27 protein-coding genes are annotated in these 19,032 nt (G+C 63.4%); all 27 read left to right on the top strand.

From position 1 onward, the window contains the following. The first annotated feature begins 3 nt into the window (after positions 1–3). Positions 4–2,058, top strand: coding sequence for an FAD-dependent oxidoreductase (locus AX729_RS25045; protein WP_061026883.1), 2,055 nt, complete (start codon positions 4–6; stop codon positions 2,056–2,058). Between the two features lie 133 nt (positions 2,059–2,191). After that, a complete protein-coding gene (locus tag AX729_RS25040) occupies positions 2,192–4,219 on the top strand; it encodes an ABC transporter ATP-binding protein (protein ID WP_061026882.1) in 2,028 nt (675 codons plus the stop codon). A gap of 858 nt (positions 4,220–5,077) precedes the next feature. Continuing rightward, positions 5,078–5,449 carry a 30S ribosomal protein S12 gene (rpsL, locus tag AX729_RS25035; RefSeq protein ID WP_007603006.1) on the top strand — a complete coding sequence of 124 codons (372 nt, stop codon included), beginning with the start codon at positions 5,078–5,080 and terminating at the stop codon, positions 5,447–5,449. A gap of 15 nt (positions 5,450–5,464) precedes the next feature. Further along, a complete protein-coding gene (gene rpsG / locus AX729_RS25030; RefSeq protein ID WP_018647239.1) occupies positions 5,465–5,935 on the top strand; it encodes a 30S ribosomal protein S7 in 471 nt (156 codons plus the stop codon). 33 nt (positions 5,936–5,968) lie between these two features. Continuing rightward, positions 5,969–8,041 carry an elongation factor G gene (gene fusA / locus AX729_RS25025; RefSeq protein ID WP_061026881.1) on the top strand — a complete coding sequence of 691 codons (2,073 nt, stop codon included), beginning with the start codon at positions 5,969–5,971 and terminating at the stop codon, positions 8,039–8,041. A 40-nt stretch (positions 8,042–8,081) separates the two neighbouring features. After that, a complete protein-coding gene (gene tuf / locus AX729_RS25020; RefSeq protein WP_008136415.1) occupies positions 8,082–9,272 on the top strand; it encodes an elongation factor Tu in 1,191 nt (396 codons plus the stop codon). An 83-nt stretch (positions 9,273–9,355) separates the two neighbouring features. Next, complete coding sequence (gene rpsJ, locus AX729_RS25015; protein ID WP_002712302.1) at positions 9,356–9,664, top strand: 30S ribosomal protein S10; 309 nt, start codon at positions 9,356–9,358, stop codon at positions 9,662–9,664. A gap of 98 nt (positions 9,665–9,762) precedes the next feature. Beyond that, positions 9,763–10,476, top strand: coding sequence for a 50S ribosomal protein L3 (rplC, locus tag AX729_RS25010; protein WP_025036993.1), 714 nt, complete (start codon positions 9,763–9,765; stop codon positions 10,474–10,476). 1 nt (position 10,477) lies between these two features. Beyond that, positions 10,478–11,098, top strand: coding sequence for a 50S ribosomal protein L4 (gene rplD / locus AX729_RS25005; protein WP_018647243.1), 621 nt, complete (start codon positions 10,478–10,480; stop codon positions 11,096–11,098). Then, positions 11,095–11,397 carry a 50S ribosomal protein L23 gene (locus tag AX729_RS25000; protein ID WP_008136362.1) on the top strand — a complete coding sequence of 101 codons (303 nt, stop codon included), beginning with the start codon at positions 11,095–11,097 and terminating at the stop codon, positions 11,395–11,397. Before rplD ends, AX729_RS25000 begins: the two co-directional genes overlap by 4 nt. 12 nt (positions 11,398–11,409) lie before the next feature. Continuing rightward, complete coding sequence (gene rplB, locus AX729_RS24995) at positions 11,410–12,243, top strand: 50S ribosomal protein L2 (protein WP_061026880.1); 834 nt, start codon at positions 11,410–11,412, stop codon at positions 12,241–12,243. Positions 12,244–12,255: 12 nt separating this feature from the next. Next, a complete protein-coding gene (rpsS, locus tag AX729_RS24990) occupies positions 12,256–12,534 on the top strand; it encodes a 30S ribosomal protein S19 (RefSeq protein WP_008136357.1) in 279 nt (92 codons plus the stop codon). Between the two features lie 10 nt (positions 12,535–12,544). Beyond that, complete coding sequence (gene rplV, locus AX729_RS24985) at positions 12,545–12,931, top strand: 50S ribosomal protein L22 (protein WP_008549264.1); 387 nt, start codon at positions 12,545–12,547, stop codon at positions 12,929–12,931. A gap of 17 nt (positions 12,932–12,948) precedes the next feature. Continuing rightward, on the top strand, positions 12,949–13,674 hold the full coding sequence (gene rpsC / locus AX729_RS24980) for a 30S ribosomal protein S3 (protein ID WP_014494500.1): 726 nt from the start codon (positions 12,949–12,951) through the stop codon (positions 13,672–13,674). A 30-nt stretch (positions 13,675–13,704) separates the two neighbouring features. Further along, positions 13,705–14,118 (top strand): 50S ribosomal protein L16, encoded by a 414-nt coding sequence (gene rplP, locus AX729_RS24975; protein WP_008136349.1) that lies wholly within the window; start codon positions 13,705–13,707, stop codon positions 14,116–14,118. Between the two features lie 5 nt (positions 14,119–14,123). Continuing rightward, the gene (rpmC, locus tag AX729_RS24970) at positions 14,124–14,330 is read left to right on the top strand and encodes a 50S ribosomal protein L29 (RefSeq protein ID WP_011088144.1); all 207 of its coding nucleotides are present in this window, start codon (positions 14,124–14,126) and stop codon (positions 14,328–14,330) included. 13 nt (positions 14,331–14,343) lie between these two features. Next, the gene (gene rpsQ, locus AX729_RS24965; protein ID WP_024342452.1) at positions 14,344–14,592 is read left to right on the top strand and encodes a 30S ribosomal protein S17; all 249 of its coding nucleotides are present in this window, start codon (positions 14,344–14,346) and stop codon (positions 14,590–14,592) included. Between the two features lie 84 nt (positions 14,593–14,676). Next, a complete protein-coding gene (rplN, locus tag AX729_RS24960) occupies positions 14,677–15,045 on the top strand; it encodes a 50S ribosomal protein L14 (RefSeq protein WP_007603030.1) in 369 nt (122 codons plus the stop codon). Continuing rightward, on the top strand, positions 15,045–15,359 hold the full coding sequence (gene rplX, locus AX729_RS24955) for a 50S ribosomal protein L24 (protein ID WP_061026879.1): 315 nt from the start codon (positions 15,045–15,047) through the stop codon (positions 15,357–15,359). The genes rplN and rplX overlap by 1 nt, the downstream gene beginning before the upstream one ends. Further along, a complete protein-coding gene (rplE, locus tag AX729_RS24950; protein ID WP_018647250.1) occupies positions 15,352–15,909 on the top strand; it encodes a 50S ribosomal protein L5 in 558 nt (185 codons plus the stop codon). Before rplX ends, rplE begins: the two co-directional genes overlap by 8 nt. Before the next feature lie 46 nt (positions 15,910–15,955). Next, the gene (gene rpsN, locus AX729_RS24945) at positions 15,956–16,261 is read left to right on the top strand and encodes a 30S ribosomal protein S14 (protein WP_061026878.1); all 306 of its coding nucleotides are present in this window, start codon (positions 15,956–15,958) and stop codon (positions 16,259–16,261) included. Between the two features lie 14 nt (positions 16,262–16,275). Beyond that, a complete protein-coding gene (gene rpsH, locus AX729_RS24940) occupies positions 16,276–16,674 on the top strand; it encodes a 30S ribosomal protein S8 (protein WP_061026877.1) in 399 nt (132 codons plus the stop codon). Between the two features lie 16 nt (positions 16,675–16,690). Continuing rightward, the gene (rplF, locus tag AX729_RS24935) at positions 16,691–17,224 is read left to right on the top strand and encodes a 50S ribosomal protein L6 (RefSeq protein ID WP_061026876.1); all 534 of its coding nucleotides are present in this window, start codon (positions 16,691–16,693) and stop codon (positions 17,222–17,224) included. A gap of 11 nt (positions 17,225–17,235) precedes the next feature. Beyond that, positions 17,236–17,598: a 50S ribosomal protein L18 gene (gene rplR, locus AX729_RS24930; protein WP_061026875.1), complete on the top strand. Its 363-nt coding sequence runs from the start codon at positions 17,236–17,238 to the stop codon at positions 17,596–17,598. A gap of 47 nt (positions 17,599–17,645) precedes the next feature. Next, on the top strand, positions 17,646–18,242 hold the full coding sequence (gene rpsE / locus AX729_RS24925; RefSeq protein ID WP_014494507.1) for a 30S ribosomal protein S5: 597 nt from the start codon (positions 17,646–17,648) through the stop codon (positions 18,240–18,242). Between the two features lie 25 nt (positions 18,243–18,267). Continuing rightward, positions 18,268–18,462, top strand: a complete 195-nt coding sequence (rpmD, locus tag AX729_RS24920) for a 50S ribosomal protein L30 (RefSeq protein ID WP_027554162.1) — start codon at positions 18,268–18,270, stop codon at positions 18,460–18,462. Positions 18,463–18,538: 76 nt separating this feature from the next. Beyond that, entirely contained in the window at positions 18,539–19,024 is a 486-nt protein-coding gene (gene rplO, locus AX729_RS24915) for a 50S ribosomal protein L15 (protein WP_061026874.1), read from the top strand. The last annotated feature ends 8 nt before the right edge of the window (positions 19,025–19,032 follow it).

Here is a 19,032-nt window from a genome sequence, read left to right as displayed (position 1 = left end):
CTCATGCTTGATCTCGCAATCGTAGGCGGCGGCCCCGGCGGGCTGATGAGCGCTTGGTATCTGAGGCGTAAGCTCGGCGATCTCTGTCGCGTCACCATTTTCGAGGCGTCCGACCGGCTCGGCGGCAAGATCGTCACGCGCAAATTCGATTCGGCGCCCGCGATGTACGAAGCCGGCGTTGCCGAGATCTACGACTACTCGATGACGGGGCCGGACCCGCTGCGCGAGCTGATCCAGCATTTCGGCCTCCAGACCATTCCGATGGACGCCGAGCAGGTGCATTTCGGTGGCGAGCTCCTCAATGACGTGCCCGGCATGCGCCGCAAATACGGCGCCAAGACCGCGGCTGCGATCGAGGCGTTCCGCAAGCGCTGCGCCGAGGTGATGTCGCCGATCGAATATTACGAAGGCGTCGGCGCGCACGACAACGAGAATCCCTGGGCCTACAAGACCGCCGAGCAGGTGCTCGACGAGGAGGTCGAGGACGAGACGGCAAAGCGTTTCTTCAAGGTGATGGCGCGCTCCGACATCGCGACCGAGAGCCACAACACCAACGGTCTCAACGCGCTCAAGAACTATCTGATGGACGTCGACGGCTATATCGGCCTCTATTCCATCCAGAACGGCAACGAGCAGCTGATCGGATGCCTGCAGTCGGAGGTCAATGCCGACATCCAGCTCAATCACCGCGTGCTCACCGTCGGCAAGGCGCCGACCGGCCGCTATCAGCTCAAGATGATGAACGGCAAGGGAGCTGAGACCCGCGACTTCGATCTCGTCCTGGTCTGCCTGCCGCATTCGTGGCTCGCCACCCTCAGCTGGGAGGGCGAGCAGCTGCGCAAGTCGATGGTCAAGCACGTTGCCTATTTCGACCGCCCCGCGCATTATTTGCGGGTCTCCATCCTGTTCGACGAGCCGTTCTGGGGCGAGAAGATTCCGGGCGCCTGGTTCATGTCGGAGGCTTTCGGCGGCTGCTGCGTCTACAACGAGGGCGCACGCCACGACGTCGGCAAGCACGGCGTTCTCAACTGGCTCATTCCGGGCTCCGACGCGCTGGCTTTCGCCAATCTGTCGGACCAGGAGCTGATCGATGCCGCCCTGAAATCGCTGCCGGCTTCTCTCGGCGATGCGCGTTCGCATTTCATGGAAGGCAAGATCCACCGCTGGCTGTCGTCGGTGAACGCGATTCCCGGCGGTCTGCCCGTGCGCGACGTGATGACCAATCACCGCCCCGAGCCGAAGGAGCATCCCGGCATCGTGGTGGTCGGCGACTATCTGTTCGACTCCACGCTGAACGGCCTGCTCGATTCTTCGGATGCGGCGACAGACATCATCCTGACCGAGATGATGCGCCTGCGCCGCGAGCGCGCACAGGACGACAAGCCGCTGTCGGACAAGATCGATCGCGATTATTTCGAGAACTATCGCGGCCTCGGTCCCTATCACGAGGCGTGGCGGCACTTCACCGATCCCGATTACCTCACGAGGCTGATCGGGATCGTCTGGGGCAAGGCAACGGGCGCCAAGCTGCTGGTCGCGGGCTCCGCCAGCGGCGAGCTGGTCGGCGCGCTGCGCGATCGCGGCATCGATGCGTGGGGAATCGAGAACAACCGTGCCATCCACGCCAAGACGCCGAAATCGCTGAAGAAGTACAACAAGCTCGGGTCTATCACCGACATGCCGTTCAAGGACGGCGCTTTCGACTTCGTATTCGAGACCAGCCTCTGCCACGTTTCCCCGAAGCAGGTGGTCCGCGCGATCCGCGAGCTGAACCGCGTGGTCAAGACCGGTCTCGTGTTCGGTTCGGTCACCTCGGACATGGCGCCGGCACTGATCGACCGCTACGACCTCTTGCGTGGAGTCAAGAAGCTCGGCACCTGGTGGGAATGGTCCGAGCTGTTCTTCGGCAACGGCTTCGACCTGTCGATGCACCGCAAGGACTGTACCGATGCACTTTGGGAGGCGACGCTCGCCGCCAACAAGGGGCCGGGGCAGTGGTACGCCGACGCCGACAGCTTGCGCTATTCCTTCTTCGACAAGGTCGAGGAGGAGGATTAATCGCGGGGCGCGGATCGAATTCGCCAATTGTTTTGCCGAATTCATCCTGATCGCATAGAATCGGTGCAATAGCGGTTGCCGCTATTTCCTGCATTTTCTGCGGTCATGCCGGCCGTCAGCATCGGTTGGTTTCATGGCGTCCAAGCCCGACGACAAGCCTCTCCCGCCCGACAAAAAGAAGCTCGCTGCGGAAGATGCGGTTGAGCTCAAGGACGAGCTCTCCTCCGCTGCAAAGCCGGATCTCGAGGACGACGAGGACGCCGAAGACGAGGGGGATGACGAGCTGGAACTCGACGAGGACGATGAGGACGAGGACCTCGTCGTCTATACCGCGCGTGAAGCCGCCGGCGCGCTCGCCACCATCGTCGGGTTCGTCAGGCCCTATCTGTCCAACTACAAGCGGATGTTGTCCTACGTGGCGTTCGGCGTATTCGTCGAGACGCTATTCAACGTCATCATGCCGCTCAGCCTGAAGTACCTGATCGACGATGCGCTCGGCGAGGAGGATTTCCAGGCCCTCTACAAGATCCTCGGCGTGCTCGCCGTCGCCGGCATCTTCACCTCGATCGTTGCCGTCTGGTACGAGCGCTGGGACGCGCGATTGGCTGCCTGTATCATCTCCGATGTCCGCAAGCGACTGTTCGAGCACGTCCAGGACCTGCCTGCGGCCTATTTCGGCCGCACCAGGCGCGGCGAGATCCTGTCACGCTTCTCGGTCGATCTCTCGGCCTTCGAAGGCTCGGTCAAGACGTTTGCCAACAGCGCCGCGCTGCCGTTCCTGGAGCTGATCGCCGGCATCATCCTGATGCTGTTCCTCAATTGGCAGCTCGCCGTCGTCGCGCTGCTGGTGTTCCCGATCACACTGATCGGCCCGCGGATCCTGACGCCCAAGGCGGTGCAGGCCAACTACGAGCAGAAGCTCAACGAGTCGGCGCTGCTCGGCATGGTGCAGGAGAACGTGGCGGCCCAGGCTGTGATCAAGGCGTTCAGCCTGCAACGCAGGATGTTCGGCTTCTTCACCTTGCGCAACGACGAGACCCGCAACAAGATCGCCTCGGCCGCGTTCCTCTCGACCATGGTGGAGCGGACGGTCACCATCTCGGTGCTCCTCCTGCACCTCGTGGTGCTCGCGATCGGCGCGTATCTCGCGACCAAGGGCCAGATCACCATCGGCACCTTCGTCACCTTCGAGAGCGCGTTCTGGGAGGTCTCCTACAACATCGCTCATGTGATGCATTACGTCCCGGTGTCGATCTCCTCGGCCGCCGCGATTCGCCACATCCAGGAGCTTCTCGACGAGCCGACCCGCGCCGCCGATCGCCCCGGCGCACCCGATCTGCCGCGCATCACCAACGACATTACCTTCGATCACGTCACCTTCCGGTACGAAGGCAGCCAGACGCCGGTGCTGGACAATCTCAGCCTCAAGCTCAACGCCGGCAAGCGCATCGCCATCGTCGGTCCGAGCGGCTCCGGCAAAAGCACGCTGCTCAACCTGATCCTGCGGCTCTACGTGCCCGACGAAGGCCGCGTCACCATCGACGGTGTCGATGTCCGCAAGGTGACGCTGGATTCGCTGCGCCGGAGCATGGCGGTGGTGTTCCAGGAGAACATGCTCTTCAACATGTCGATCCGCGAGAATATCCGGCTCGGCAAGGAGGGGGCGACGGACGAGGAGGTGGAGGAGGCGGCCAAGAAGGCCGAGATCCACCGCTACATCATGAGCCTGCCGCAGCGATACGATACGCCGGTCGGCGAGCGCGGAGATACGCTTTCGGGCGGTCAGCGTCAGCGCATCGCGATCGCGCGCGCGATCATCCGTAACCCGTCCGTGCTGCTGCTGGACGAAGCCACCTCGGCGCTCGACCAGACCACCGAAGCCGCGATCAACCGCACGCTGCTCAAGGTCGCCAAGGGCCGCACCATGATCTGGTCGACCCACCGCCTGACTTCGGTGGTCGAGATGGACGAGATCATCGTGATTTCAGGGGGCAGGGCGATCGAGCGCGGCTCCCATGCAGAACTGCTTGCCAAGAACGGCACCTATCGCAAGCTGTGGAACGACCAGATTCACCAGCCCCATGGCGCGGCGACTCATGGCGTCGATGACAGATACGACGAGGATGAGGACGATCTCGATGAGGACGACGAGGAGGAGTGATCGGGCGGCGCGATCAGCTTCGGAGGGAGCGCCGTGCCCGATTCTCGTTGCCCAAGGATGCCGGCCGGCAGCGATTCTCTGATCCAGGGCGTTTGGCTGCCGCGATGCCGCTGACTTTTTTCTCCGCCTCGCGGTCCAATCCGCACCGCCAAGTCGCCCACGCGACCGTGCATGGCGGCTCGCCAGAGAGCTGGAAGGCCTGCCGCCCGCCAGCAGATCTCTGCAGGGGCGGGAAAAAGCCCTCAGGTTGGTAATAAAGCAATATTTAATCCGGGTGTAATAGGGTTTGGGGCTGGCGAACCACGGCTCTTATTCCTATATCGGGTAGGCGCGGGGATGCGGCCGAGAGCCGATTTTTGCAGGCGCTTGAAGCGCTTTGTGACTGTCGTTTCACCTTGACTTGACCGATTCCCACTTATAGAAAGCGCCTCACTTAACGACAGGCGGTGAGCATCGCCAGCGTCGGAACGGGCCACCCGTTTGATCCCTCAGGGGATCGCCAAGGCGGGCACCAACCTCGACGAATGCCGCTCAAACGCTGTCGATCATAGCTAGGCAATGCCAGTGCGACTTTAGTTCTCTTGAGCACGTTCTCTTGAGATCGAATTCGGATGCATGACCTCAGTTGGCGGGCCGCGGCTTTGTGCTGAGCGGTTTCGATACTGCGGTCCTCTGTGGCGTCGAAGCGCTTTCCGCCCGCTGATGGGGTGGTTGGCGCAATTTCGCTTTGCGTGGGTTATTTCGCGCAAGGTGGCCCCTCGGGCGGGTAGCTCGAACAGAATTTGCGGACCCGGTGACGGGCCGCGGCAAGACAGCGGGCCCGCAAGGGGCCGCAGCAGAAAAAGGGTGAAGGCCAGAATGCCGACGATCAACCAGCTGATCGCTCAACCGCGGGAAGTGCAGAAGTCGCGCAAGAAGGTGCCGGCGCTGCAGCAGTCGCCGCAGAAGCGTGGTGTTTGCACGCGCGTCTACACCACGACCCCGAAGAAGCCGAACTCGGCGCTTCGTAAGGTTGCCAAGGTGCGCCTGACCAACGGCTTCGAGGTGATCGGCTACATCCCCGGCGAGGGTCATAACCTCCAGGAGCACTCGGTGGTCATGATCCGCGGCGGCCGCGTCAAGGACTTGCCCGGCGTGCGCTACCACATCCTCCGCGGCGTTCTGGATACCCAGGGCGTCAAGAACCGTAAGCAGCGTCGTTCGAAGTACGGCGCCAAGCGTCCGAAGTAAGCGGGAACCTCGTCCATGTCTCGTCGCCATTCTGCTGAAAAGCGCGAAGTCCTTCCCGATCCGAAGTTCGGGAACATCATCGTCACGAAGTTCATGAACTCGGTGATGTATGCCGGCAAGAAGTCGGTCGCCGAAGGCATCGTCTATGGTGCGTTCGGAATCATCGAAAGCAAGACCAAGCAGAATCCGCTTGGCGTGTTCGAGCAGGCGCTCGAGAACGTCATGCCGACGATCGAAGTGCGCTCCCGCCGCGTCGGCGGCGCGACCTACCAGGTCCCGGTCGAGGTTCGCTCGACCCGCCGGCAGGCGCTGGGCATCCGCTGGCTGATTGCTGCCGCGCGCGAGCGCAACGAGAAGACGATGACCGAGCGGCTCTCGGCGGAGCTCTTGGACGCATCGAACAACCGGGGGAACGCCGTCAAAAAGCGCGAAGACGTGCACCGCATGGCGGAAGCCAATCGCGCCTTCTCGCACTATCGCTGGTAACGGCGACACACTCGGACTCGCAAGGAACACCCCATGCCCCGCCAACATGCCATCGAGGACTACCGAAACTTCGGTATCATGGCGCATATCGACGCCGGCAAGACGACGACGACCGAGCGCATCCTCTATTACACCGGCAAGAGCCACAAGATCGGCGAAGTGCACGAAGGTGCCGCGACGATGGACTGGATGGAGCAGGAGCAGGAGCGTGGCATCACGATCACTTCGGCTGCGACCACCGCGTTCTGGAACGGCAAGCGCCTGAACATCATCGACACGCCCGGCCACGTCGACTTCACCATCGAGGTTGAGCGTTCGCTGCGCGTGCTCGACGGCGCCGTCTGCGTGCTCGACTCGAACCAGGGCGTCGAGCCCCAGACCGAGACCGTCTGGCGCCAGGGCGACAAGTACAAGGTTCCGCGCATCGTCTTCGCCAACAAGATGGACAAGATCGGTGCGGACTTCTTCAAGTGCCTGTCCGACATCGTCGACCGTCTGGGCGCCAAGCCCGTCGCGATCCAGCTCCCGATCGGTGCCGAGAACAACTTCAAGGGTCTGGTCGACCTTGTGAAGATGAAGGGCGTCGTCTGGAACGATGAAGCGCTCGGCGCGAAGTTCGACTACGTCGACATTCCGGAAGACCTCGTCGACCAAGCCAAGGAATACCGCGAGAAGATGGTGGAAGCCGCCGTCGAGCTCGACGACGATGCCATGTCCGCCTATCTCGACGGCAAGGAGCCGGACGAGGCCACGCTGAAGAGGCTGATCCGCAAGGCGGTGCTGACCGGCGCGTTCTATCCGGTGCTGTGCGGCTCGGCCTTCAAGAACAAGGGCGTGCAGCCGCTGCTCGACGCCGTCGTCGACTATCTGCCGTCGCCGCTCGACGTGCCCGCGATCAAGGGCACCGACGACAAGGGCAACGAAGTCGTGCGCAAGGCGGACGACAAGGAGCCGCTGGCGCTGCTCGCGTTCAAGATCATGGACGATCCGTTCGTCGGCACCATCACCTTCTGCCGCATCTACTCCGGTATCCTGCAGAGCGGCACCGGCGTCGTGAACTCGACCCGCGAGAAGAAGGAGCGGATCGGGCGCATGCTCTTGATGCATGCGAACAACCGCGAGGACATCAAGGAAGCCTATGCCGGCGACATCGTCGCTCTGGCCGGCCTGAAGGAAGCGCGCACCGGTGACACGCTGTGCGATCCCGACAAGCAGGTGATCCTGGAGAAGATGGAATTCCCCGAGCCGGTCATCGAGATCGCGATCGAGCCGAAGTCCAAGGCCGACCAGGAGAAGCTGGGCGTGGCGCTGGCCAAGCTCGCCGCGGAGGATCCGTCCTTCCGCGTGTCGACCGACCACGAGTCCGGCCAGACCATCCTCAAGGGCATGGGCGAACTCCATCTCGACATCAAGGTCGACATCCTCAAGCGCACCTACAAGGTCGACGCCAACATCGGCGCGCCCCAGGTGGCCTTCCGCGAGCGGATCACCAAGCGGGTGGAGCACAGCTACACCCACAAGAAGCAGACCGGCGGTACCGGGCAGTTTGCGGCGGTGTCGTTCATCGTCGAGCCGAACGAGGCCGGCAAGGGCTTCGAGTTCGAATCGAAGATCGTCGGCGGCGCGGTGCCGAAGGAATACATCCCCGGCGTCGAGAAGGGCCTGGAGAGCGTGCTGTCGTCTGGCGTGGTCGCGGGCTTCCCCGTGGTCGACGTCAAGGTCCAGCTCGTCGACGGCAAGTATCACGACGTCGACTCGTCGGCGCTCGCCTTCGAAATCGCCTCGCGCGCCTGCTTCCGCGAAGCGCTCCAGATGGGCAAGTCCGTCCTGCTCGAGCCGATCATGAAGGTCGAAGTGGTGACCCCGGAAGACTACACCGGCTCGGTCATCGGCGACCTGAATTCCCGGCGCGGTCAGATCCAGGGTCAGGACATGCGCGGCAACGCCAACGTCATCAACGCGATGGTGCCGCTCATGAACATGTTCGGTTACGTGAACAATCTGCGCTCGATGAGCCAGGGTCGCGCGACCTTCACCATGCAGTTCGACCACTACGCAGAAGCGCCGGCCAACGTGTCGGCAGAAGTCCAGAAGAAGTTTGCCTGATTGTCGTCGGTCTAAAGCTGACGATTGAACGGAGAGTCAAATGGCCAAAGCAAAGTTTGAACGTAACAAGCCGCACTGCAACATCGGCACCATCGGTCACGTCGACCATGGCAAGACGTCGCTGACCGCGGCGATCACCAAGGTTCTCGCCGAAGCCGGCGGTGCGACGTTCACCGCGTACGACCAGATCGACAAGGCGCCGGAAGAGAAGGCCCGCGGCATCACCATCTCGACCGCGCACGTCGAGTACGAGACGCCGAACCGCCACTATGCCCACGTCGACTGCCCCGGCCACGCCGACTACGTGAAGAACATGATCACCGGCGCCGCCCAGATGGACGGTGCGATCCTGGTCGTGTCGGCCGCTGACGGCCCGATGCCGCAGACCCGCGAGCACATCCTGCTCGCCCGCCAGGTCGGCGTTCCCGCGCTGGTCGTGTTCCTGAACAAGTGCGACATGGTCGACGATCCGGAACTGCTCGAGCTCGTCGAGCTCGAAGTCCGCGAGCTGCTCTCGAAGTACGACTTCCCGGGCGACAAGATCCCGATCATCAAGGGTTCGGCGCTCGCCGCTCTCGAAGATTCCGACAAGAAGCTCGGCCACGACGCCATCCTCGAGCTGATGAAGAACGTCGACGAGTACATCCCGCAGCCGGAGCGTCCGATCGACCAGCCGTTCCTGATGCCGGTTGAAGACGTGTTCTCGATCTCGGGCCGCGGCACCGTCGTGACCGGCCGTGTCGAGCGCGGCATCGTCAAGGTCGGCGAGGAAATCGAGATCGTCGGTCTCCGTGCGACACAGAAGACGACCGTCACCGGCGTCGAAATGTTCCGCAAGCTGCTCGATCAGGGCCAGGCCGGCGACAACATCGGAGCGCTGCTCCGCGGCACCAAGCGCGAAGACGTCGAGCGCGGCCAGGTGCTGTGCAAGCCGGGTTCGGTCAAGCCGCACACCAAGTTCAAGGCCGAGGCCTACATCCTCACCAAGGAAGAGGGCGGTCGCCACACCCCGTTCTTCACCAACTACCGTCCGCAGTTCTACTTCCGCACCACCGACGTGACCGGTGTCGTGCACCTGCCGGAAGGCACCGAGATGGTGATGCCGGGCGACAACATCGCGATGGAAGTGCACCTGATCGTGCCGATCGCGATGGAAGAGAAGCTCCGCTTCGCGATCCGCGAAGGCGGCCGCACCGTCGGCGCCGGCGTCGTCGCCTCGATCATCGAGTAACAAGCGAATAGGGAATGGTGAGTGGCGGATAGGGGATTCTATTCGCTACTCGCTACTCGCCACTCACTAGAGAAAGCACGGCAATGAACGGCCAAAACATTCGTATCCGTCTCAAGGCGTTCGACCATCGTATCCTCGATACGTCGACCCGCGAGATCGTGAACACGGCGAAGCGCACCGGCGCGCAGGTTCGCGGACCCATTCCGCTGCCCACGCGTATCGAGAAGTTCACCGTCAACCGTTCGCCCCACGTCGACAAGAAGAGCCGCGAACAGTTCGAGATGCGCACTCACAAGCGCCTGCTCGATATCGTCGATCCGACCCCGCAGACCGTCGATGCTTTGATGAAGCTCGACTTGGCCGCCGGTGTCGACGTCGAGATCAAGCTCTGAGCAAGACCCCGAGAAGTGGGCACCGGTTCTCGGACCGGGTCTTGCTCACTACGAAGATTAGCTAGTCCGCAAGGACAGAAAGAACAGGAAGCAAGCCGATGCGCTCCGGAGTGATCGCACAAAAGGTCGGGATGACGCGGGTCTTCACGGAGGCCGGCGAACATATTCCCGTGACCGTGCTGAAGCTCGGCAATTGCCAGGTCGTAGGCCACCGCACCGAAGAGAAGAACGGTTACGTCGCGCTCCAGCTCGGTTCTGGCAGTCGCAAGACCGTTTACATGCCCAAGGCCGAGCGCGGCCAGTTCGCGGTCGCCAAGGTCGAGCCGAAGCGCCGGGTCGAGGAATTCCGCGTCACCGCGGACGCCATGATCCCGGTCGGCGCCGAGATCCAGGCCGACCACTTCGTCGTCGGTCAGTTCGTCGACGTCACCGGCACTTCGGTCGGTAAGGGGTTTGCGGGCGGCATGAAGCGCTGGAACTTCGGCGGTCTGCGCGCCACGCACGGTGTGTCGATCTCGCACCGTTCGATCGGTTCGACCGGTGGTCGTCAGGATCCCGGCAAGACCTGGAAGAACAAGAAGATGCCCGGCCACATGGGTGTCGACCGCATCACCACGCTCAACCTTCGCGTCGTCCAGACCGATGTCGAGCGCGGCCTGATCCTCGTCGAAGGCGCCGTTCCCGGCTCCAAGGGCGGCTGGATCCGTGTGCGCGACGCCGTCAAGAAGCCGCTGCCGAAGGAAGCTCCGAAGCCCGGCAAGTTCAAGGTTGCTGGCGACGCGGAAGCCGCTCCGGCTGCGCAGGAGGCTTGAGATGGAATTGAAGGTCACCACCCTCGAAGGTAAGGAAGCCGGCTCGGTCCAGCTCTCCGACGCCATTTTCGGCCTCGAGCCGCGCGAAGACATCATTGCGCGTTGCGTGCAGTGGCAGCTCAACAAGCGCCAGGCCGGCACGCACAAGGCCAAGGGCCGCGCCGAGATCTGGCGCACCGGCAAGAAGATGTACAAGCAGAAGGGCACCGGCGGTGCTCGTCACGGCTCGGCCCGCGTGCCGCAGTTCCGTGGCGGTGGCCGTGCCTTCGGTCCGGTGGTGCGCTCGCACGCAACCGACCTGCCGAAGAAGGTCCGCGCGCTCGCCCTCAAGCATGCGCTCTCGGCCAAGGCCAAGGACGGCGATCTCGTCGTGATCGAGAAGGCCGCGCTGGAAGCCGCCAAGACCAAGGCGCTGCTCGGTCATTTCTCGGGTCTGGGCTTGACCAACGCGCTGATCATCGACGGCGCCGAGCTCAACAACGGCTTCGCCGCCGCGGCCCGCAACATCCCGAACATGGACGTGCTGCCGATCCAGGGCATCAACGTCTATGACATCCTGCGCCGTCAGAAGCTCGTTCTGACCAAGGCCGCCATCGATGCGCTGGAGGCGCGCTTCAAATGACGAAGAACATCGAGCCTCGCCACTACGACGTGATCCTGTCGCCGGTCGTGACCGAGAAGGCGACGATCGCCTCGGAGCACAACAAGGTGCTGTTCAAGGTGGCCGCGAAGGCGACCAAGCCGCAGATCAAGGAAGCGATCGAGAAGCTGTTCGACGTCAAGGTCAAGAGCGTCAACACGCTGGTCCGCAAGGGCAAGACCAAGGTCTTCCGCGGCAATCTCGGCTCGCAGTCGAACTCCAAGCGCGCGATCGTGACTCTCGAAGAGGGTCACCGGATCGACGTGACCACCGGTCTGTAAGGTCGCACGACGATGGCACTGAAGACATTCAATCCCACGACGCCGGGCCAGCGCCAGCTGGTCATGGTCGATCGTTCGGCCCTCTACAAGGGCAAGCCGGTCAAGGCGCTCACCGAAGGCAAGCATTCCTCGGGCGGCCGCAACAGCACCGGTCGCATCACCGTGCGCTTCCGCGGCGGTGGTCACAAGCGGACGCTGCGCACCGTCGATTTCAAGCGTGAGAAGGTCGACGTTCCTGCGACCGTCGAGCGGCTGGAATACGATCCGAACCGCAGCGGCTTCATCGCGCTGATCAAGTATCAGGACGGCGAGCAGGCCTACATCCTGGCGCCGCAACGCCTGGCCGTGGGTGACACCATCGTCGCCGGCAACTATGTCGACGTGAAGCCGGGCAACGTCATGCCGCTCGGCAACATGCCGGTCGGCACGATCATCCACAACATCGAGCTCAAGATCGGGAAGGGCGGCCAGCTCGCCCGTTCCGCCGGTACCTATGCCCAGCTCGTCGGTCGCGACCAGGACTACGTGATCATCCGCCTGAATTCGGGCGAGCAGCGCCTGGTGCACGGCCGTTGCCGCGGCACGATCGGCGCTGTGTCGAACCCGGATCACATGAACACCTCGATCGGCAAGGCCGGCCGCAACCGTTGGCTGGGCCGCAAGCCGCATAACCGCGGTGTTTCGATGAACCCGATCGACCATCCGCACGGCGGTGGTGAAGGTCGTACCTCGGGCGGCCGCCACCCGGTCACGCCGTGGGGCAAGCCGACCAAGGGCAAGAAGACCCGCACCAACAAGTCGACCAACAAATTCATTCTCCTAAGCCGCCACAAGCGGAAGAAGTAAGGAACGCCGGACATGGTTCGTTCAGTCTGGAAAGGCCCGTTCGTCGAGGGTTCTCTGCTCAAGAAGGCAGATGCCGCGCGCGCGTCCGGCCGTCACGACGTCATCAAGATCTGGAGCCGTCGTTCGACGATCCTGCCGCAGTTCGTCGGCCTGACCTTCGGCGTCTACAACGGTCAGAAGCACGTGCCGGTGGCCGTCAACGAGGAAATGGTCGGTCACAAGTTCGGCGAGTTCTCGCCGACCCGGACCTTCCATGGCCACTCCGGCGACAAGAAAGCCAAGAAGGCTTGAGGATTAAACGATGAGCAAACCTAAGCGCGAACGGAGCCTCGCCGACAACGAGGCCAAGGCGGTCGCCCGGATGCTGCGGGTGAGCCCGCAGAAGCTCAACCTGGTCGCCCAGCTCATTCGCGGCCGGAAGGCGTCTGCCGCGCTCGCGGATCTGCAGTTCTCGCGCAAGCGGATCGCGGTCGACGTGAAGAAGTGCCTGGAATCGGCGATCGCCAACGCCGAAAACAACCACGACCTCGACGTCGACGATCTCGTCGTGGCGCAGGCTTTCGTCGGCAACGGCCTCGTGATGAAGCGCTTTGCCGCCCGCGGCCGCGGCCGCTCGGGCCGTGTCTACAAACCGTTTTCGCAACTGACGATCATCGTTCGTCAGGTCGAAGCTGAAGCCGCCGCTTAAGGGCGCAGGAGAACACGATGGGTCAAAAGATCAATCCGATCGGTCTGCGTCTCGGCATCAACCGGACCTGGGATTCCCGCTGGTTCGCCGGCAAGCAGGAATACGGCAAGCTGCTGCACGAGGACGTCAAGATCCGCGAGATCCTGCACAAGGAGCTGAAGCAGGCGGCCGTCGCCCGCATCGTGATCGAGCGTCCGCACAAGAAGTGCCGCGTCACCATCCACTCGGCCCGTCCGGGCGTGGTGATCGGAAAGAAGGGCGCGGACATCGACAAGCTGCGCAAGAAGGTCGCGGACATCACCTCGTCCGACGTCGTCATCAACATCGTCGAAATCCGCAAGCCGGAGCTCGACGCGACGCTGGTGGCCGAGTCGATCGCGCAGCAGCTGGAGCGCCGCGTGGCGTTCCGCCGCGCCATGAAGCGCGCGGTGCAGTCGGCGATGCGTCTCGGCGCGGAAGGCATCCGCATCAACTGCTCGGGTCGTCTGGGCGGTGCGGAAATCGCCCGCATGGAGTGGTATCGCGAAGGTCGCGTGCCGCTGCACACGCTTCGCGCCGACATCGACTACGGCGTTGCGACCGCGTTCACGACCTTCGGCACCTGCGGCGTCAAGGTCTGGATCTTCAAGGGCGAGATCCTCGAGCACGATCCGATGGCCCAGGACAAGAGAATGGCCGAGGGCGAGACGGGCGGCAGTGGCGATCGCGGTGGCCGTCAGCGCCGCGATACGGCTGCAGCCTGAGCTGCACCAAGAATTTGAGGGCTTGAAGCCATGATGCAACCTAAGAAAACGAAGTTCCGGAAGGCGCACAAGGGCCGCATCCACGGCGTTGCGTCTTCGGGCGCGACGTTGGCGTTCGGCCAGTTCGGCCTGAAGGCGACCGAGCCTGAGCGCGTCACCGCGCGCCAGATCGAAGCCGCCCGCCGCGCGCTGACCCGCCACATGAAGCGCGCCGGCCGCGTCTGGATCCGCGTGTTTCCCGACGTTCCGGTGTCGAAGAAGCCGGCCGAAGTCCGCATGGGCTCCGGCAAGGGTTCGCCGGAACTGTGGGTCGCGCGCGTCAAGCCGGGCCGGGTGCTGTTCGAGATCGACGGCGTCAACACCCAGACGGCGCGTGAGGCGCTGACCCTGGCGGCGGCCAAGCTGCCGATCAAGACGCGCTTCGTCGAGCGCATTGCGGAGTAATGGCCATGGCCCAGATGAAGATCGAAGACATCCGCGCGATGAGCCCCGACCAGCAGGATGACGCCATCCTGAATCTGAAGAAGGAGCGCTTCAACCTGCGCTTCCAGCGCGCCACCGGGCAGCTCGAGAACACCTCGCGCCTGCGCGAGGCTCGCCGTGACATCGCCCGGATCAAGACCGTCGCCGCGCAGACGCGCGCGAAGAAGAAGTAAGAGGCTTACGAAGATGCCGAAACGTACTTTGCAGGGCGTGGTCGTCAGCGACAAGCAAGCCAAGACCATTGTCGTGCGTGTCGATCGCCGCTTCACGCACCCGATCTACAAGAAGACGATCCGCCGTTCGAAGAACTACCACGCGCACGACGAGAGCAACCAGTTCAAGCCGGGCGACATGGTGTGGATCGAGGAAACGAAGCCGATTTCGAAGTTGAAGCGCTGGGTCGTGATCCGGGGCGAACACAAGAAAAGCGCCTGATCTGTTGGCTCTGGCCGACTGACTTCAGGGAAATGTTGAGCGCCGGCTGGGCTGGCGCAAAGAGAAAGAGGACGAGGTGCATCAATGATTCAGATGCAGACCAACCTCGACGTGGCCGACAATTCTGGCGCACGCCGTGTCATGTGTATCAAGGTGCTCGGGGGCTCCAAGCGCCGCTACGCCACGATCGGCGACATCATCGTCGTCTCGATCAAGGAAGCGATTCCGCGTGGCAAGGTGAAGAAGGGCGACGTGATGAAGGCCGTCGTGGTGCGCGTCCGCAAGGACATCCGCCGCGCCGACGGTTCGGTCATCCGCTTCGACCGCAACGCCGCCGTCCTGATCAACAACCAGTCCGAGCCGGTCGGCACCCGTATCTTCGGGCCCGTGCCGCGCGAGCTGCGCGCCAAGAACCACATGAAGATCATCTCGCTCGCGCCGGAGGTGCTGTGATGGCTGCGAAGATCCGCAAGGGCGACAAGGTCATCGTGCTGACCGGCCGCGACAAGGGCCGCACCGGCGAGGTGTTCGAGGTTCGTCCCGACGCCGGCACCGCGCTCGTGCGCGGCATCAACGTGGTCAAGCGTCACCAGAAGCAGACGCAGGCCCAGGAGGGCGGCATCATCTCGAAAGAGGCGCCGATCCAACTGTCCAACATCGCGTATGTCGGCAAGGACGGAAAGCCGACCCGCATCGGATTCAAGATTCTGGCGGACGGCAAGAAGGTCCGCATCGCCAAGAGCTCGGGAGCTGAGATCGATGGCTGAGGCCGCTTACACGCCGCGCCTGCGCGCGGAATACGATGCGAAGATCCGCACGGCTCTGACCGAGAAGTTCGGTTACGAGAACGTCATGCAGGTTCCGCGTCTGGACAAGGTCGTGCTGAACATGGGCGTCGGCGATTCCGTCAACGACCGCAAGAAGGCCGAGACCGCCGCCGCCGAGCTGACCCAGATCGCCGGCCAGAAGGCGATCGTGACCTATTCGCGCATCGCGATCGCGACCTTCAAGCTGCGTGAGAACCAGCCGATCGGCTGCAAGGTCACGCTGCGCAAGGCCCGCATGTACGAGTTCATCGATCGCCTGGTGACGGTCGCGCTGCCGCGCGTCCGCGACTTCCGCGGCCTGAACCCGAAGAGCTTCGACGGCCGCGGCAACTACTCGCTCGGCATCAAGGAGCACATAATTTTCCCCGAGATCGACTTCGACAAGGTCACGGAAGCCCGCGGCATGGACATCACGGTCTGCACCACGGCCAAGACCGACGAAGAGGCGAGGGCCTTGTTGACCGCTTTCAATTTCCCGTTCCGGCAGTGAGACGCTGAGCTAAAGCCTCTCAAACGCGGATACCCAGGAGCCAAGCATGGCAAAGAAGAGTTCAATCGAGAAGAACAACCGGCGCAAGCGGATGGCGAAGAACGCCGCTCCGAAGCGCGCCCGGTTGAAGGCGATCATCGCCGACAAGACGCTGCCGATGGAGGAGCGCTTCGCCGCGACCCTGAAGCTGGCTGAGATGCCGCGCAACTCGTCGGCGACCCGCATCCGCCTGCGTTGCGAGCTGTCGGGCCGTCCGCGCTCGAACTATCGCAAGAACAAGCTGTCCCGTATCGCGCTGCGCGAGCTTGGCTCCAAGGGCATGGTCCCGGGCCTCGTCAAGTCGAGCTGGTAAGGAGGGTCGTTTAGATGTCTACGCACGATCCAATCAGCGATCTGATCACCCGCATCCGCAACGCGCAGATGCGCTCGAAGAGCAAGGTCTCCACGCCGGGCTCCAAGATGCGCGAGAACGTGCTCGAAGTCCTCAAGACCGAGGGCTACATCCGCGGCTACGCCACGCTCGAGCACGCCTCGGGCCGCAGCGAGATCGAGATCGAACTAAAGTATTTCGACGGCGAGCCCGTCATCCGCGAGATCGAACGTGTTTCCAAGCCCGGGCGCCGCGTCTACGCCTCGGTGAAGAACCTGCCGCGGGTCAACAACGGGCTCGGCATTTCGGTGTTGTCGACGCCGAAGGGGATCATGGCCGACCACAGCGCGCGCGACGCGAATGTGGGCGGTGAAGTCCTCTTCACGGTGTTCTGAGAAGGATTTTCGATCCATGTCACGAGTTGGCAAAAGGCCGGTAGCGGTTCCGTCGGGTGTAACCGCGACCGTCGACGGTCAGACCGTCAAGATGAAGGGGCCGAAGGGCCAGCTTCAGTTCATCGTCCACGACGACGTCGAGGTGAAGCTCGAGAACGGCCAGATCAAGGTCGCTCCGCGCGCCGAGACCAACCGCGCCCGCGCGCTTTACGGCACCGCGCGCGCCCAGGTCGCGAACCTCGTCGAGGGCGTCACCAAGGGTTTCGAGAAGAAGCTCGAGATCACCGGCGTCGGCTACCGCGCCGCGATGCAGGGCAAGAACCTGCAGCTCGCGCTCGGCTATAGCCACGACGTGATCTACCCGATCCCGGAAGGCATCACGATCACCGTGCCGAAGCCGACCGAGATCACGGTGGCCGGCAGCGACGTCCAGCGCGTCGGCCAGGTCGCCGCCGAGATTCGCTCGTATCGTCCGCCGGAGCCCTACAAGGGCAAGGGCGTGAAGTATGTGGGCGAATTCATCTTCCGCAAGGAAGGCAAGAAGAAGTAACGGAGCCGGTCATGTCGAAAGCCAAGGTTACGAATGCCCGGCGCAAGCGGAGTGTGCGGCTGAAGCTGCGCCGCTCCGCCGGCGGCCGTCCGCGCCTGTCCGTGTTCCGTTCGTCGAAGCACATCTACGCCCAGGTCATCGACGACCTGAAGGGAGAGACGCTAGCCTCGGCTTCGTCGCTCGAGAAGACGATGCGCGACGGCGGCAAGACCGGCGCCGACATCGATGCGGCGAAGGCGGTCGGCAAGTTGCTGGCCGAGCGCGCTGCCGAGAAGGGCGTTAAGGAAGTCGTGTTCGATCGCGGCAGCTATCTCTACCACGGGCGCGTCAAGGCTCTTGCCGACGCCGCGCGTGAGAGCGGGCTGAGCTTCTAACAGAATTTGAGGATTGAGGCGCAAGCCTCTGAAGGATTGGAAAAACCATGGCAGCTGAACGCGAACAACGTGGTGGACGCGATCAACGCGGCGGCGGACGTGAACGCAGGGAGCGCGAGGAGCGCGACAGCGAGTTCGTCGACAAGCTCGTCCACATCAACCGCGTGGCCAAGGTCGTCAAGGGCGGCAAGCGCTTCGGTTTCGCAGCGCTGGTCGTGATCGGCGACCAGAAGGGCCGCGCCGGCTTCGGTCACGGCAAGGCGCGCGAAGTGCCCGAGGCGATCCGCAAGGCGACCGAATCCGCCAAGCGCAACCTGACCCGCGTGTCGCTGCGCGAGGGCCGCACCCTCCATCACGACATCGCCGGCCGTCATGGCGCGGGCCGTGTCTACCTGCGTGCCGCTCCGGCCGGCACCGGCATCATCGCCGGCGGCCCGATGCGCGCCGTGTTCGAGACGCTCGGCGTCCAGGACGTGGTGGCGAAGTCGATCGGTTCGTCGAACCCGTACAACATGGTTCGCGCCACCTTCGACGCGCTGAAGCATCAGGATTCGCCGCGCTCGGTTGCTGCCCGCCGCAACATCAAGGTGTCCACCCTCCAGTCCCGCCGTATCGGCGGCGACGCCGAGGCGGCTGCCGACTAACGGAAGCTTTTCGGAGTAGATCACGATGGCCAAGGCCGCAAAGACGATCAAGCTCGAGCAGACTGGCAGCGCGATCCGCCGCCATCATTCGCAGCGCTCGACGCTGATCGGGCTCAAGCTCAACAAGATCGGCCGCATCAGCGAATTGCCGGACACCCCGGCCGTGCGCGGCATGATCGAGAAGGTTCACCATCTCGTCCGCATCGTCGACGAGAAGTAAGAAACGGCGCAGGATCCCGAAAGCCGGGCACCCGGTTTTCGGTGAGGATCGTGCGCAAGACACAAGGAGAAGGGCGATGAAGCTCAGCGATATCGCCGACAACGCCGGCTCGCGCAAGAAGCGCATGCGCGTCGGCCGCGGCATCGGTTCGGGCAAGGGCAAGCAGTCCGGCCGCGGCGGCAAGGGCCAGACCGCGCGTTCGGGCGTGCGCATCAAGGGCTTCGAAGGCGGTCAGATGCCGATGCATCGCCGTCTGCCCAAGCGCGGCTTCAACAACATCTTCCGCATCGAGTTCGCCGAGATCAATCTCGACCGGCTCCAGGAAGCGGTCGATGCCAAGAAGATCGACGCCGGCAGCGTCGTGAACGTCGAGGCCCTGGTGAAGGGCGGCGTGCTGCGACGCGCCAAGGGCGGCCTGCGGCTGCTCGGCCGCGGCGAGCTCAAGTCCAAGCTCAACATCGAAGTGCACGGCGCCTCCAAGACCGCGATCGCGGCGGTTGAGAAGGCCGGCGGCTCGGTGAAGATCCTCGCCCCTGCCAAGGAAGAAGGCGAGGCGGCGTAACAACTGCG

Source organism: Bradyrhizobium sp. CCH5-F6, assembly GCF_001556045.1.
Taxonomy (GTDB): Bacteria; Pseudomonadota; Alphaproteobacteria; order Rhizobiales; family Xanthobacteraceae; genus Bradyrhizobium.
Note: the sequence above shows the minus strand (reverse complement) of the source record. Positions and strands in the feature narration are given on the sequence as shown.